Source organism: Streptomyces sp. NPDC052016, assembly GCF_044548445.1.
Classification (GTDB): Bacteria; Actinomycetota; Actinomycetes; order Streptomycetales; family Streptomycetaceae; genus Streptomyces.
This window is the reverse complement of record NZ_JBIUBX010000008.1, coordinates 136,003-150,263: the sequence shown is the minus strand read 5'-3', so window position 1 is coordinate 150,263 and position 14,261 is coordinate 136,003. Positions and strand designations below refer to the sequence as shown.

Sequence of the window (14,261 nt, the reverse complement as noted above, 5' to 3'; positions counted from 1 at the left end):
TTCGTTCCGCTGGTTACTTGACGGCGATCGGGTTGACGGGGGAACCGACCGCGCCGGTGATCGGCAGGGGAGCGGCGGTGAGCCAGAACTCGTACACGCCGTCGCCGGCGCAGTCCTCGGCCAGCGTCTCCAGGTCCCACATCTCGCCGATCAGCAGGCCGATGTGGGGGATGGCGACCTGGTGCAGCGGCTGGAAGGCGTGCTCGTACTCGTTGGGCCGCACCTCGAAGCCCCAGGTGTCGGTGGCGACGGCGGCGATCTCGGTGCCGTGCAGCCAGCCGGCGGTGGTGAAGGACAGACCGGGTGCGGGACCGCCCGCGTAGTCGCCCCATCCGTCGCGGCGGACCCGGGCGAGCTGACCGGTGCGGACCAGCACCAGGTCCCCGCGCCCCACGGTCACTCCGTGCGCGTCCGCGGTCGCCGTCAGGTGCGCCTCGGCGATCGCGAAGCCGTCGGGCAGCTCGCCGTCCTCGCCGACGACCCGGCCGACGTCCAGCAGCACACCGCGCCCGGCGACGTGCGGTGCCATGTGCTCGATGCCGGTGACCAGGTCGCCGTCGGAGGTGACGACCTTCTCCGCCGGGCGGCCGTTCCACGCCCTGCCGTGGTCGAAGATGTGCCCGAGCCCGTCCCACTGGGTGGAGCACTGCAGCGGCATGGCGATCACGTCGTCGGCGCCGCCGATGCCGTGCGGGAAGCCCTGGTTGCCGAGGGCGGCGTCGGCGCCGGTGTCGAGCATGGTGTGCACCGGGTTGGTGCGCCGGCGCCAGCCCTTCTGCGGGCCGTTCATGTCGAACCGCTGGGAGAGCGAGAAGCTGACGCCCCGCCGGATCAGTGCGGCGCCCTCGCGGCGCTTGCCCTCGTCGAGGAAGTTGAGGGTGCCGAGGACGTCGTCCTCGCCCCAACGGCCCCAGTTTGAGCACGCCTCGGCGGCACGGGCGATCGCGCCTTCCGGGTCGTGGCGGTCGACGGCCGTCACGACGCCGCCTCCGCCACACAGCGGGTGCGCTGGACACCGAGCCCGGTGACCGAGCCCTCCATGACGTCGCCGTCGCGCAGCAGCCGGCCCCAGTGCATGCCGTTGCCGGCCGGGGAGCCGGTGAGCACCAGGTCACCCGGGAGCAGATGGGCGGTCTGCGAGGCGTAGGACACCATCCGCGCCACGTTGAAGATCATGTCCTTGGTGGACTCGTCCTGCATGGTCTCGCCGTTCAGCTTCAGCGTGACCCGCAGGTCGTCGGGGTCGGCGATCGACTCCGCCGGCACGATCCACGGACCCAGCGGGGTGAATCCCGGCGCGTTCTTGCTGCGCAGCCAGTCGGTGCCGATCTGCGGCATGTCCCGGCGGAAGACGGTGGCCCGGTCGGTCAGGTCGTTGGCGATCGTGTAACCGGCGACGTGGTCCAACGCCTCCTCGGGCGAAAGGCGGTGGGCCGGCCGGCCGATGACGACCGCGAGCTCCAGCTCCCAGTCCGGCTTCTCGGCCCACGCGGGCAGGACCACGGTGTCGTACGGCCCCGTGATGGCGCTCGGCAGGCCGATGAACACGTACGGCAGGTCCTCCGCCGCCCGTCGGTCCATGATGTCGGCGGCCTCCGCGCGCCGCTCCTCCTCGGAGCGCTCGTCGCCGGGGGCCCGGTGCGCGACGTGCAGGTCGATGACGTGCTGCCGGTAGTTGGCGCCGGACTGGAACACCTGGCGGGGCTCGACGGGAGCGTGCACCCGGAAGTCCGCGAGCGGCTCCCGCTCCAGGCCGCCGTCACCGGCCCATGCCGCGAGCCGCGGGGCGGCCGTGTCCCAGGCCTCCAGGATGCTGCGGACGGTCAACCGCTCGTCGCCGAACGGGACGCGGAGGTCGAGCACCTGGGCGTCCGGGGTGACCAGGGCGGGGAACGCCGGCCCGTCGGGGGCCGAGAGAGTCGCGACGGCGAAGGGGCCTGCGAAGAGCGCGGACGAGGGTTCAGGTTTCACGGACATGTCCTTCCGATGACGAGTGGGACTAATCTGGACCCGCCACCAGCGATCAGGGAAATAGATTCTGTGGATGACCGACATCCACCGCGTTTATTCGCTCCTGGTCAGCGCCGTACAGCAAGGGGAAGACCCGTGAACCTGGCCCGCCTCGACCTCAACCTCGTCGTCGCCCTGCGCGCCCTGCTGGAGGAGCGCAACGTCACCCGGGCCGGGCAGCGGGTCGGGCTCAGCCAGCCCGCGATGAGCGCGGCCCTGGCCCGGCTGCGCCGCCACTTCGACGACGACCTCCTCGCCCGCGTCGGCGGCCACTACGAACTCACCGCTCTCGGTCAGGTCCTCCTCGACCGCACCGCCACCGCCTACGACCTGCTGGAACGCCTCTTCGCCAGCCAGGCCGACTTCGACCCGGCCAAGGAGAGCCGCGAGTTCCGGCTGATCGCCTCCGACTACGCCGTCGCCGTCTTCGGCACCGAACTCGCCCGCGTCGTCCACGAGGAGGCCCCCGGCATCCGGCTGCGCTTCGCGCAGACCCCGACCACCGTGGTCGACGACACCGTCACCCTGCTCAGCGCCACCGACGGCCTGCTCATGCCGCACGGCGTCATCAGCGCCTTCCCCGCCACCGACCTCTACGACGACCGCTGGGTCTTCCTCGTCGCCGACGACCACCCCAGCGTCGACGACCGGCTCACCCGCCACGACCTCGCCCGCCTGCCGTGGGTCACCTACCAGCGCACCTACGACGCCCCCGCCGTTCGCCAGCTCGGCATGCTCGGCATCGAACCGCGCGTCGAGGTCTCCGTCGACAGCTTCCAGCTGCTGCCCCTGCTGGTCGCCGGCACGCGGCGCATCGCCCTGGTCCAGGCCCGCCTGGCCGAACTCCTGGAGCCGCTCGCCGCCGTACGCGTCATGGAGCCCCCGTACGAGGCGGTCCCGCTGCGGGAGGCACTGTGGTGGCACCCGGTCCACACGCACGACGCCGCCCACATCTGGTTGCGCGAGACGGCTGCCCGGGTCGGCAGGCGACTGGCCGACGCTCCCGAGGGGTGACCGGGGCCGGGGAGGCCGTTCCGGCGCCGGCCGGTTCACATCGGGAGTCGTCGCGGAGGAGCAACGCGCCATCCACGGTGTGGATCGGGCCATCCGGAACGCGAATGGCGTGAGGGGTGGGAAGACCGGCGCCCACGCCGCACAGTGGTGACACGTCACGCGCCCGTGCGGCGAGCTCGGCCCGGCAGCGGCACTCACCCACCTCGGGGCGCCACCGTCCTCCGCGCGCCTGGAGTGCCGCCATGCCTCTTCCCGCCGCACCGCCTTCGCCCACGGCTCCCTCGACGCCACCTCCGATCCGGCGGCGCGGAACGTCACCCTCGCCGTCACCGTCACCAGCACCGGCCGGCGCCAGGGCACCGAGATCGTGCAGGTGTACGCCACGTTGCCCAGCGCGGCAGCGGCGGAACCGCGCCGCCTGGTCGCCTTCCGGAAGGTCACACTCCCACCGGCGGCATCCCGGCGGCTCCGCCTCACCGTCCCCGCGCAGGACCTCGCCGTCTGGAAGGCGGGCAGCTGGACCCTCGTATCCGGCGCGTACACCTTCGCGACGGCGCGTTCGTCCCGGTCCTTCACTGCCCGGAGGACCCTGACCATCGGCTGACCATCCTGGGCACCCCGTGCGTGACGCCCCTGCCCGGTGAAGGGGCGTCACGCCGCCGTCGCGGGCCGGCGTGCCCAAGAAACTGTGCGGAATCCGGAAAAAGGGGCGCATCCACAGACTTGACCGATTCAAGAAAAGGCGTACCTTCGTAAGGGAGATTGCAACCGTCCCCGAAAGCGCGCTCTCATGGATCGCACAGCTCCCCGGGAAGTCCTCCCGGGTGGAACGATCGCCCGTGTGGCCGTCCCCGGCCCTCAGCGATCGGCTACCGCCCTGCCGTCCGGTGCGTCGGCCGGGACCCGCGTGGAATCGTTCGTGGGCGGGCCCTGGGTCCTGCCGTGGTCGCCGACCGCGTGCTCCTCGGCGAGGACCGTCATACGCGACGTACTGCCGCAGTGGGGTCTGGACGATCTCGTGCCGACCGCCGAGCTGCTGGTCAGCGAACTGGTGAGCAATGCACTGCGTCATGCCTCCGGCCCGATCCGCCTCACCCTCGAGCGAGTGTCCGATCTTCGCTGTCTGGTCAGCGACGGCACCGCGGACCTTCCCCGCCCGACCGACGCGGGCCCGGAGGACGAGTGCGGTCGCGGACTCACCCTCGTGGACATGCTGGCCGCGCGGTGGGGCTGTGAGGGCGGGCCCGAGGGCAAGAGCGTGTGGTTCGAGCTCTCCGGTGACGACCCCTGTGCACCCCGTCTCGACGGTGAGGGGAAGGGAGAGGCGGCATGACGACCTCCGGCACGGTCGAAGAACCGATGGCGCTGGCCGCCGAACGACTGCGTACCGCGGGTATGCGGGTGACCGCTCCGCGCATGGCCGTGCTGATGGCCGTCTCCGACTCGGGCGATCATCTCGACGCCGACACTCTGCGTGAGCGGGCTCAGCGGATCACCGGCCGGCTTTCCTTGCAGGCCACCTACAACGTGCTGCGCGCCCTCACGGACGCCGGACTGATCCGATCCACCCAGATCCCGGGTCACCCCACCCGCTTCGAGACCGAGCGCCACGACAACCACCACCACTTCGTGTGCCGCGCGTGCGGTTCCATCCGCGACGTGGAGTGCACGGTGGGTGCGGCGCCCTGCATGGAGCCACGGCTGCCGGAGGAGTACGACACCCAGGAGGCTGCGGTCACGTTCTGGGGTCTGTGCCCCGACTGCCGGGCCGCGGCGCCGGTTTCCTGACGGAACGCGTCCCAGGGGCCGCACGACGTGCGAGGAAGACCCGTGCACCGCCGTCCGGCCGTGCCGGGGAACCGTGGAAGCGGCTGATCGCCGGACACGAGTAGATGGCTGCCACGGAACGATGTCCGCATCATCCCGATAGGATCCCTTTTGTGATCAGCTCGGGAAGGTTGAGGCGTCGCCATCGTCCGTACGGTGGCCAGCGGCAAGCCGTCCTGCTGTCACCGGTGATCGTCACCGTGCTCATCGCGGGCCTGGCGTTCTCCACGCCGAGGGAGATCGCCTTCAGCCGCCTGCTGCCCGCGGCGCCCGCCCTCGCCGCAGCATTGTGGCCCGTGCTCCCGACGGTCCTGCTGGGGGCGTTCTGCCTGCTGATCATGATCGGCCTCAGTTTCGTCTACTCCGATCTGGGGACGCCGTACACGGCCGCCGCGATCATCGCCGTCACCTTGGCGGCCGCGTACGCGAGCCATCTGCGACTCCAGCGCGAGGAGACGCTCTTCCAGGTCCGGCTCGTCGCCGACGCGGCTCAGAAGGTACTGCTGCGGCCGCTGCCGCACCGGGTCCAGGACGTCGAGATCGAGTCGCTGTACCTGGCGGCCCAGGAGCAGGCCCGGATCGGAGGCGACTTCTACGAGGCCGCCGACACGCCGTACGGAGTCCGGCTGCTCATCGGCGACGTGCGCGGCAAGGGCCTGTCGGCGGTGGGGGCCGCCTCCGCGGTGATCAACTGCTTCCGGGAGAACGCGTACGACCAGCCCGACCTCCGGGCCGTCATCCGCCGGCTCCAGATCACCATCTCCCGCTACAGCGCGGCGGTCCCCGCTGATGACCAGTCGGAGCACTTCGCCACCGCCTTGATCGCCGAGATTCCGCACGGCAGCGGGCACGTCAGCATTCTCAACTGCGGGCACCCGCCCCCGGTGTTCGTGCGCGGCGGGGACATCCACGTTCTCGAGCCCTCCCTCGCCTCGACTCCCCTCAATCTCTCGGCGCTCCTCGGAGACCACTACTACGTGGACACCGTCGCCTTCGCCCCGGGCGACCAGATGCTGCTCTACACCGACGGCGTGACGGAGACCCGGGACCGAGCCGGCGAGTTCTTCCCGCTGGCGGACTGGGCGCGGCAGCACAACCAGGCGCCGCCCCGTGAGCTGCTGGACCGGCTGCACGCGGACCTGCTCCACTACGCGGACGGAAGGCTCGACGACGACATCGCGGCCCTCGCCGTGCGCCGTCGGCACACCGGCGCTCCGGAGCAGTAGCGCGACCTCCGGGGTGACCCGCGCGGGCCCGCGTCACCGGTGTGCAGCCATGGAGCGGGGCGGGGGAGGTCGCCGTGATCGAAATCGCCGGCGCATTCCGCCAGGTCGCCACCACTTGACCTGAGGTCCACGAGGGGGCGCAGCCCTGGCAGTCCTTCGCCCGGCTCGCTTGCGGGGGTGAGCTCCACCCTCGTCATGAAGCGGGTCGTCGAGCCCGGCCGCCTGCCCGCACGGCCATGACGCCCCCGCTCAGTCGGCGACGCGCAGCAGCAGCTTGCCCGTCGACGTGCGCCCACCCATCAGTTGATGGGCCCCGGCCGCGTCCGACAGCGGGAACTCCGCGGTCACGGGAAGGGTCACGGTGTCGTCGGTGACCGTGCGGAAGGCACGCTCGGCGAGCGACCGCAGCGCCTCCGGCGCCGACTGCGCGAGAGCCAGGATGGAGAAGCCCGCGACGGAACGGCCCTGTGCGTACAGCTCGGGCTGCCCGACATGCCACGGCTCGGCCCCGCCGGCGTTGCCGAAGGACACCAGGCGGCCGAAGACGGACAGCGCGCCGAGGCCTCGGCGCAGGGTGTCGCCGCCCACCGGGTCGAGGACCAGGTCGACGCCCCTGCCGCCGGTCGCCCGGCGGACGTCGTCGGGGAAGGCGTCGGCGGTGAACACTTCGTCGTATCCGTGCTCGAAGGCGTGCTCGGCCTTGGCCGTGGAGGAGACCACGCCGTACACCGCGCCGGCGCCCGCCGCCCGGGCCAGCTGTCCGGCCACCGTGCCGATGCCCCCCGCCGCGCCGTGGACCAGCACGGTCTCGCCGGCGCGCAGTCGGCCCACCTCGTGGAGCAGCGCGTGGGCGGTCGGCACCACGGTGGGCAGCGTCGCCGCGGTCCGCAGGTCGAGCCCTTCGGGGAGCGGGAAGACCGTCGCGGCCTCGGCGACGACCACCTCCGCGTAGGCGCCGCTGCCGACGAGGGCGGCGACTTCCTGCCCCGGCCGCAACCGGTCGACGCCCTGGCCTACCGCCCGGATCCGTCCGGAGACCTCCAGGCCCGGGCGGTAGGGCAGCGATGTCACGCGGTAGCCCTCGGCACGCGCCTTGAGGTCCGCGAAGTTCACGCCCGCCCAGGCGGCGTCGATGGTCACCTGGCCCGGCCCCGGCTCGGGGGTCTCGGCCTGCACGAGCTGCAGCACCTCGGGGCCGCCGTACTCTCGGAACTCGACTGCGCGCATCGGCGGACCCGTCCTTCGGTGGAGTGTGGCCTGTGGAGTGTTCGACGGAGAGCGAACACCCGGACTGTAAGATATTCGTCGAACACCAGGCAAGCGGTCGGGCTGTCCCGCTGGGGTGACCCGGCGCGGGGCACGCGGGACGGGGAGAGGTCATGTCGAACCAGGCTGCGGGTGGCAGTCATCGTGCGGCGCCGGTCCACACCGATCCCGAGGACGTCCCCGTCCTGACGGCGCTGTCCGCGGTCGCCGACCCCGTGCGCGTGCAGCTCATCCGCGAGCTGGCGGGCTCCGCCGACTGGACGCGCAGCTGCGGCAGTTTCGACGTGCCGGTCGGCAAAGCGGCGCTCAGCCACCACTTCTCCGTCCTGCGTGGCGCCGGACTGGTCGAACAGCGTGACGAGGGGGCCAAGCGGGTCAACCGGCTGCGCCGCGAGGAGTTCGACGCGCGCTTCCCCGGGCTGCTCGACCTGGTCCTCCGCTCCGACGACGCCGGCTGACGCCTAACGCCCAGCTAGGTGCATCAGCCCACCACGATGGAACAGGCGGCGACCAGAGAACAGGTGGCGACCACTGAGCAGGTGGCGTGTGCCGGGCCGGTGGTCACGGCCGCGGGTTCGTGCGGCGCCACCGTGGGCGTGCGTCCTGGCCACGGCGTCCGGCGACGGAGGCGCAGCGCGGGCACTGGCGCCGCACCCGGTCCGCCGCGCCGCCGGACTCCGGGAAGGTGTCGGGCCAGGTGACGTGCGGGAAGCGGGTCAGCTGGGAGCGGCTGAGGGACAGCCCGCAGACGGTCTCGTTCCGGCCCGGCTCCCAGGCGTGCACCTCGCCGGCGGGCAGGCGGCGGCGTCCCTCCTCCTCGTCGGTCCACTGTCCCGACGCGGCGACGGCGTACTGCTTGACGCGTGCCACGGCGCGCACCGCCGGTCAGCCGGCCGCATGGTCGACGCGCAGCCGTACCTGCTCCTCCAGGCGGCGCAGACTGGCGTCCAAGGCGTCGCGGACGATCTGCTCGCCGGGGTCGTGGCTGTCGTCGAAGAACGACAGGTGCACCGTCACCTCACTGGCTCCGGCGTCGATGCCGGCGACCTGGAGCCATCCGGCGTAACTCCCCTGCTCCCGGGTGCCCCACTCGAGCCGCATCTGGTCGCGCTGGGCACGCAACAGAGCCGAGGTGTCCTCGTCGGTGCGGTCCTCGTGCACGGTGACGGCGGGCAGTTCCTCGGCCTCCACGTGCAGGGCCTCCGGCAGCCAGGTGTCCAGCTGGTCGATGTTCGCGGCCTGGTCGAAGACGTGCTCGGGCTGTGCGGGCATCGTGCGTGAACGTTCGTACTCGGTCATCACGTGTACCGCCTCGCCTCGGGGGTCGTACTGCGGAACGCGTTCCCGGCCTGCCCGCACGTAATCCTCCGGCGGGGACACCGCCGTCGCCGACCGGGACATGGTCGGGGCCGTCCCGGCGATGTCACCGGGCGCAGCCGACGTCCAGCACTTCGATCACGTCACCATGGCGGGTGTACACGAGCCAGCACCAGTCGCCGAACACCGCGGCCAGATCCGAGACCCGCGCCTCCTGGTCGGCGGCCACGGCACTGATCAGCGCGATGATCTCCTCGTGCACCTCGTACGGGACCTCGAACAGTACGTTGGCCGCCCGTTGGATCATTTCCACTTTCATGTCGCCCCCCGCGGACGAGCAGGAGCAGCGGGGATGTGGAGCCGGGGCGCCCCGCCGGGGTGTGTGGCGCCTACAGGTTCCCCGACCAGGATAGGTGCACCGCACGCGCTGTGCGGATCTTGGGAGGAGCCGGGGCGCCGCTCACGCCGCGTTCCCGGTCGCCCGGTCGTGGAGTGTCGGCCCCGGGACCGTACCGGGGCCGACACGTCGAAGAGGCCACGCCGCGTGCGCGGGGGCCCGGTCTGTCAGGGGTGGCCGGTGAGGTAGCCGCCCATGGAGGTGAAGTACTCGGTCGCCCCCAACTCCCGTCCGTCCTCCGTCCGCACCCGCGTGATGGCCAGGCCGTGGTTGCGGCCGGTCCGGGCGTCGGCCCCGGCGACGATCACCACGCCGTCGCCCTCGCGGTAGAAGACCCGGCCGGGTGTCCCGCCGTAGCGGCCCTTCGACACCACCGCGGAGAGGACCTCCAGGCGCTTGCCCCGGTGGAAGGTGAAGGCGCTCGGGTAGGGGGCGGACTGTGCGCGTACGAGGCGCTCCAGGTCCTCGGCGGGCCAGGTCCAGTCGATGCGGCTGTCCTCGACGGACCGCTTGTGGAAGAAGCTGGCCTGGGAGCGGTCCTGCTTGGTGAACTCGGTCCGTCCCGAGGCGATCAGCCCGAGGGCGCCGGTGGTGACGGGGGCGATGAGGTCGACGGTCTTGTGGAAGAGATCGGTCGCCGTGTCCGTCGGCCCGACCGGGACGGCCTGCTGGAGGACGATGTCACCGGCGTCGAGTTCCTCGTCCATGAGGTGCGCGGTGACGCCCACTTCGGACTCGCCGTTGATGAGGGCCCAGATCAGGGGGGAGAAGCCGGCGTACTTCGGCAGGAGCGAGTCGTGGACGTTCAGCGTGCCGTGGCGCGGAAGGCCGTAGATGCGCGGGGGGATCCAGGTGCGCCAGTTGTTGGCGACGATGATGTCCGGGTCGGCGTCCTTGAGACGCTCGAAGAGCTCCTCGTCGTCGGGCCGGTTGCGCAGCAGGACGGGAATGCCGTGCTCCTCGGCCAGATCGGCGACCGAGTCGCTCCAGATCCTCTCGTACACGTGCTCGCTCTTGGGGTGCGTCACGACCATCACCACGTCGTGCTCGGAGTCCAGGAGGGCCTGCAGTGTGCGGTGGCCCCAGGTCTGATAGCCGAACATGACGACCCGCATGGGGTTCCTCCTCTGGGCAGGGAATGGCCGCCGCCAAGTAAAGCAAGGCTTACCTAAGGTTGCAATGGCGCACGCAGGAACGGATCTTGACGCTCCGTCAAATGTCGTCGTCCGTCAGATGTCCGTTTCGCCCCATCGACAGGCTCACAGGATAAGCTTAGGCTTCCCTAAGTTCTGCGGGTTCGCGGCAGCGTGCCCTTCTCCCGTACTTCCAGCGCCCGACAAGGGCTGCCCCGCACGATGGGAGTGACATGTCACAGGACCATCCTGGCGACGCATCTCTGGTACGCGACCTCATCGGCATCGGCTTCGGACCGTCCAACGTGGCCATGGCGATCGCACTCAGCGAGCACAACGCGCGCGTCGGCAGGCAGGAGGCGATCGACGCCCACTTCTTCGAGCAGCAGCCGCGGTTCGGCTGGCACCGGGGGATGCTGATCGACGACGCGACCATGCAGGTGTCCTTTCTCAAGGACCTGGTGACGCTCCGGAACCCGGCCAGCGAGTTCAGCTTCCTCTGCTACCTGAAGAACAAGGGACGGCTGATCGACTTCATCAACCACAAGAACCTCTTCCCGCTGCGGGTGGAGTTCCACGAGTACTTCGAGTGGGCCGCGGCCAAGGTCGAGGACATGGTCTCCTACGGCCACGAGGTCGTCGGCGTCGCGCCCGTCGTCCGTGACGGCGCCGTGGAGCACCTGGAGGTGACCGTCCGCTCGGGGGAGGGCCTCGTGGTCCACCGCGCCCGCAACCTCGTCATCGGCACGGGGCTGCGTCCCCTCATGCCGGAGGGCGTGGAGCGCGGCGACCGTGTCTGGCACAACTCCGAACTGCTGGCGAGGGTCGACGCGTTGGAGGGCACCTCGCCCTCCCGGTTCATCGTCGTGGGCGCGGGGCAGAGCGCCGCCGAGAACGTCGCCTACCTGCACCGCCGTTTTCCGCAGGCCGAGGTCTGCGCCGTCTTCTCCCGCTACGGCTACAGCCCGGCCGACGACAGCGCCTTCGCCAACCGGATCTTCGACCCGGCGGCGGTCGACGAGTACTTCGCCGCGCCCGAGAGCGTGAAACGCCGGCTGATGGACTACCACGGCAACACCAACTACTCCGTGGTGGACATCGACCTGATCGACGACCTGTACCGGCAGATGTACCAGGAGAAGGTCCTCGGCACCGAGCGGCTGCGCTTCCTCAACGTGTCCCGGCTCGCCGACGTCAAGGAGACGCCGGACAAGGTCCGCGCCACCGTGAGGTCCCTGGTCACCGGGGAGGAGACGACCCTGGACGCGGACGTCGTGGTCCTCGCCACCGGATACAGCCCCGCCGACCCGCTCGGCCTGCTCGGCGAAGTCGCGGATCACTGCCTCCGCGACGACCAGGGCCGCGTCCGCGTCGAACGGGACTACCGCATCGTGACCGAGCCCGGCCTGCGGTGCGGCATCTACCTGCAGGGTGGGACGGAGCACACGCACGGCATCACGTCGTCGCTGCTCTCCAACACCGCCATCAGGGTCGGTGAGATCCTCGAGTCGCTCCTCGGCCGGGGCGTCAAGTCCGCTTCCGACGAGGCCCGGCCGGTCGCCGACGGAATCGGCAGCACCGCTCGCTAGCCCCCGGTTCAGCGGATCGCACCATACTGCCGCGCCCGGCCTGGTGGTATGGCACCCGGCAGGCGCGGCGACGCTGTGCGCAACCCCGTGAAAGGAACATCCGTGTCCACTGGTACGCGTCCTGTGCCGGCGGGGTTCGCCAGCCCCTCGCTCCCCGGTCGAGCACGGGTACGGCAACACGACGACCCTGCGGGAGCCGCGGCGGGCGGTCACGCCGGACCGGCGCACGACGCCGGCGCCGGCCGGGCCGGGCAGCGCTCCGGTGCCGTTCCCGGGCGTCAGGAGCCCCGTCGGCCGAACCGCCCCACCGGATCAAAGGGATAACGTACGTCGACATGGGCATGACTGCAGTGGAGCGCCCCGCGCCCAGGGGCTCAACGGAGGCCCGGCGACGGCGGGTTGGGGGTCTGGGCACGCTTGTGGTGACCCTCGTCGCGGTGGCGGCCCTCTCGTTGGCCGTCGGTGCGCGCGCGCTGAGTCCCGCCGAGGTGTGGCACGGGCTGTTCGCGGCGCCGGACCCCGACCAGAGGCTCACCGAGATCAGGCTCATCGTGCAGACCGTCCGGGTGCCCCGGACCGTGCTCGCGATCGTGGCGGGCGTCGCGCTGGGCATCGGCGGAGCGTTGATCCAGGGGTACACGCGCAACCCGATCGCCGACACGGGCCTGCTGGGAGTGAACACCGGCGCCTCGTTCGCCGTGGTGGCGGCGATCTCTCTGTTCGGGTACACCAACCCGTTCCAGTACGTCTGGTTCGCCTTCCTCGGGGCGGCGATCGCCGGTGTCGTGGTGTTCGGGCTGGCGAGCATCGGCCGGGGGGCCGGCAACCCGTTGACGCTCGCCCTGGCCGGGCAAGGGGTCGCCGTGTTCCTGGCGGCGATGACCACGGCGGTCGCGCTGTCGGACAAGGCGGCGCTCAACGCCCTGCGCTTCTGGAACGCGGGTTCCGTGGCCGGTGTCGGCTTCGACGTCATCTGGCCGGTGACCGCCTTCATCGCGGTCGGGCTGGTGCTGGCGCTCACCACACTGCCCGCCATCAATCTGCTCAACCTCGGTGAGGACGTCGCGCGCGGGCTGGGAGTGAACGTCGCGCTGAGCCGGACCGTCGGCATCGTGGCCATCACCCTGCTGGCGGGCGCGGCGACGGCCGCCTGCGGCCCCATCGCGTTTCTCGGGCTCATGGTGGCCCACGTGGCCCGGTATCTGACCGGGCCGGACTATCGCTGGCTGGTGCCGTACGCGGGCCTGCTCGGAGCTGTCGTCCTCCTGGTCTGCGACATCGTCGGGCGCCTGGTGGTACGGCCGAGCGAGTTGGACGCGGGCGTCGTCGTCGCCCTCCTCGGCGCCCCGTTCTTCGCGATTCTGGTGTGGCGCGGAAAGTTCAGGAACGCATGAACGGGACAGATGTGAAGCCGGCGGTGGCGCCGGGTGTGCGACTCGGCCGCGTGTCGTTCGTGTGGCGGCCCTGGATGGTGTGCGTCACGCTGTTGCTCGCGACGGCGACCTTCCTGGTGTTCTGCCTGTCCATCGGCGTCGGGGACTTCCCCATCGGCCTGCCCCAGGTGATCGCCACGATCTTCGGCCGGGGCGAGCAGGTCGACGAGTTCGTGATCATGGATTTGCGGATGCCGCGTGCCCTGGCCGGGCTCGTCGTGGGGATCGCGCTGGGGGTGTCCGGGGCGATCACCCAGTCGATCGCCCGAAATCCCCTGGCCAGCCCGGACATTCTGGGAATCACCAGCGGTGCGAGCGCGGTCTCGGTGTTCCTGGTGACGGTCTCGGGCGGAACCGCCGCGGCGATCGTCGACGCCGTGGGCCTGTCCGCGGCGGCGCTCGCGGGCGGTCTCGGCACGGGTCTCCTGGTGTACTTCCTGGCGTGGCGGCGCGGAGTCGACGGCTTCCGCCTCATCCTCATCGGCATCTCGGTGAGTGCCGTGATGGAGGCGCTCACGACCTGGCTGCTGGTCACCGCCGACATCAGGGACGTGGCCCGGGCCCAGGCGTGGCTGGTCGGCTCGCTGGACGACCGCTCGTGGGACGAGGTCTCCGTGGCGCTCTGGGGCACGCTCGTCCTCCTGGTCGTCGTGTCCGGTGTCGCCTTCCAGTTCAGGCCGATGCACTTCGGCGACGAGATCGCCGCGGGCCTGGGCGTCCGGTACGCGACGGTGCGGGCGGTCATGCTGCTGTGCGCGGTGCTGCTGGCCGGTGTGGCGGTGAGCGCGGCGGGCCCGGTGCCGTTCGTCGCGCTGGTGGCGCCGCAGGTGGCGATGCGGCTGGTGAGGTGCCCGACGCCCCCGATGGCCGCCTCGGCGGTGGTGGGGGCGTTGCTGCTGATCGGCTCGGACCTGGTCGCGCGCACGGCACTGCCGATCACGCTTCCGGTCGGCGTGGTCACCGCCGCGATCGGCGGCCCCTTCCTCGTCTACCTGCTGGTGCGGGCGAACCTCAGATAGCTGGTACAAAAGTTAGGCACACCTAAATAA

Annotated in this window: 16 protein-coding genes; 9 read left to right on the top strand and 7 right to left on the bottom strand. The window is 71.1% G+C overall.

The genetic code is table 11. The features are described 5' to 3' along the window. Positions 1–13 precede the first annotated feature (13 nt). Together ACIHAR_RS12620 and ACIHAR_RS12615 are read right to left on the bottom strand one after the other, a co-directional pair. The gene (locus ACIHAR_RS12620) at positions 14–979 is read right to left on the bottom strand and encodes a cyclase family protein (protein ID WP_400019031.1); all 966 of its coding nucleotides are present in this window, start codon (positions 977–979) and stop codon (positions 14–16) included. Further along, the gene (locus tag ACIHAR_RS12615) at positions 976–1,977 is read right to left on the bottom strand and encodes a fumarylacetoacetate hydrolase family protein (RefSeq protein ID WP_400019029.1); all 1,002 of its coding nucleotides are present in this window, start codon (positions 1,975–1,977) and stop codon (positions 976–978) included. The genes ACIHAR_RS12620 and ACIHAR_RS12615 overlap by 4 nt, the downstream gene beginning before the upstream one ends. A gap of 129 nt (positions 1,978–2,106) precedes the next feature. Here ACIHAR_RS12615 and ACIHAR_RS12610 point away from each other — a divergent pair, with 129 nt between their 5' ends. From ACIHAR_RS12610 to ACIHAR_RS12590, 5 genes are all read left to right on the top strand, one after another. After that, entirely contained in the window at positions 2,107–3,024 is a 918-nt protein-coding gene (locus ACIHAR_RS12610) for a LysR family transcriptional regulator (protein ID WP_400019027.1), read from the top strand. Between the two features lie 367 nt (positions 3,025–3,391). Continuing rightward, on the top strand, positions 3,392–3,628 hold the full coding sequence (locus ACIHAR_RS12605; protein WP_400019025.1) for a fibronectin type III-like domain-contianing protein: 237 nt from the start codon (positions 3,392–3,394) through the stop codon (positions 3,626–3,628). A gap of 315 nt (positions 3,629–3,943) precedes the next feature. Next, entirely contained in the window at positions 3,944–4,357 is a 414-nt protein-coding gene (locus tag ACIHAR_RS12600) for an ATP-binding protein (RefSeq protein WP_400019023.1), read from the top strand. Then, complete coding sequence (locus ACIHAR_RS12595) at positions 4,354–4,812, top strand: Fur family transcriptional regulator (RefSeq protein WP_365466725.1); 459 nt, start codon at positions 4,354–4,356, stop codon at positions 4,810–4,812. The genes ACIHAR_RS12600 and ACIHAR_RS12595 overlap by 4 nt, the downstream gene beginning before the upstream one ends. A gap of 227 nt (positions 4,813–5,039) precedes the next feature. Further along, positions 5,040–6,077 (top strand): PP2C family protein-serine/threonine phosphatase, encoded by a 1,038-nt coding sequence (locus ACIHAR_RS12590; RefSeq protein ID WP_365466727.1) that lies wholly within the window; start codon positions 5,040–5,042, stop codon positions 6,075–6,077. A gap of 249 nt (positions 6,078–6,326) precedes the next feature. On the opposite strand, the gene ACIHAR_RS12585 is transcribed toward ACIHAR_RS12590, so the two are convergent. Then, a complete protein-coding gene (locus ACIHAR_RS12585) occupies positions 6,327–7,304 on the bottom strand; it encodes a zinc-binding alcohol dehydrogenase family protein (protein ID WP_400019020.1) in 978 nt (325 codons plus the stop codon). A gap of 152 nt (positions 7,305–7,456) precedes the next feature. On the opposite strand from ACIHAR_RS12585, the gene ACIHAR_RS12580 reads away from it, so the two are divergent. Beyond that, entirely contained in the window at positions 7,457–7,801 is a 345-nt protein-coding gene (locus ACIHAR_RS12580) for a helix-turn-helix transcriptional regulator (protein ID WP_365466730.1), read from the top strand. A gap of 103 nt (positions 7,802–7,904) precedes the next feature. Here ACIHAR_RS12580 and ACIHAR_RS12575 read toward each other — a convergent pair whose 3' ends face one another. The 4 genes from ACIHAR_RS12575 to ACIHAR_RS12560 form a co-directional block, all read right to left on the bottom strand. Beyond that, positions 7,905–8,213 (bottom strand): hypothetical protein, encoded by a 309-nt coding sequence (locus tag ACIHAR_RS12575; protein ID WP_400019017.1) that lies wholly within the window; start codon positions 8,211–8,213, stop codon positions 7,905–7,907. Positions 8,214–8,228: 15 nt separating this feature from the next. After that, the gene (locus ACIHAR_RS12570; protein WP_365466734.1) at positions 8,229–8,642 is read right to left on the bottom strand and encodes an SRPBCC family protein; all 414 of its coding nucleotides are present in this window, start codon (positions 8,640–8,642) and stop codon (positions 8,229–8,231) included. A gap of 124 nt (positions 8,643–8,766) precedes the next feature. Further along, the gene (locus ACIHAR_RS12565; protein ID WP_365466736.1) at positions 8,767–8,967 is read right to left on the bottom strand and encodes a hypothetical protein; all 201 of its coding nucleotides are present in this window, start codon (positions 8,965–8,967) and stop codon (positions 8,767–8,769) included. 257 nt (positions 8,968–9,224) lie between these two features. Then, positions 9,225–10,172, bottom strand: coding sequence for a methionyl-tRNA formyltransferase (locus ACIHAR_RS12560; protein ID WP_400019014.1), 948 nt, complete (start codon positions 10,170–10,172; stop codon positions 9,225–9,227). 251 nt (positions 10,173–10,423) lie between these two features. Between ACIHAR_RS12560 and ACIHAR_RS12555 the strand changes: the two genes are divergently transcribed. The 3 genes from ACIHAR_RS12555 (at position 10,424) to ACIHAR_RS12545 (ending at position 14,231) form a co-directional block, all read left to right on the top strand. Beyond that, positions 10,424–11,779: a lysine N(6)-hydroxylase/L-ornithine N(5)-oxygenase family protein gene (locus ACIHAR_RS12555; RefSeq protein WP_400019012.1), complete on the top strand. Its 1,356-nt coding sequence runs from the start codon at positions 10,424–10,426 to the stop codon at positions 11,777–11,779. Between the two features lie 335 nt (positions 11,780–12,114). Then, positions 12,115–13,173 (top strand): iron ABC transporter permease, encoded by a 1,059-nt coding sequence (locus ACIHAR_RS12550; RefSeq protein WP_365466742.1) that lies wholly within the window; start codon positions 12,115–12,117, stop codon positions 13,171–13,173. Beyond that, positions 13,170–14,231 (top strand): iron chelate uptake ABC transporter family permease subunit, encoded by a 1,062-nt coding sequence (locus tag ACIHAR_RS12545; protein WP_365466744.1) that lies wholly within the window; start codon positions 13,170–13,172, stop codon positions 14,229–14,231. Before ACIHAR_RS12550 ends, ACIHAR_RS12545 begins: the two co-directional genes overlap by 4 nt. The last annotated feature ends 30 nt before the right edge of the window (positions 14,232–14,261 follow it).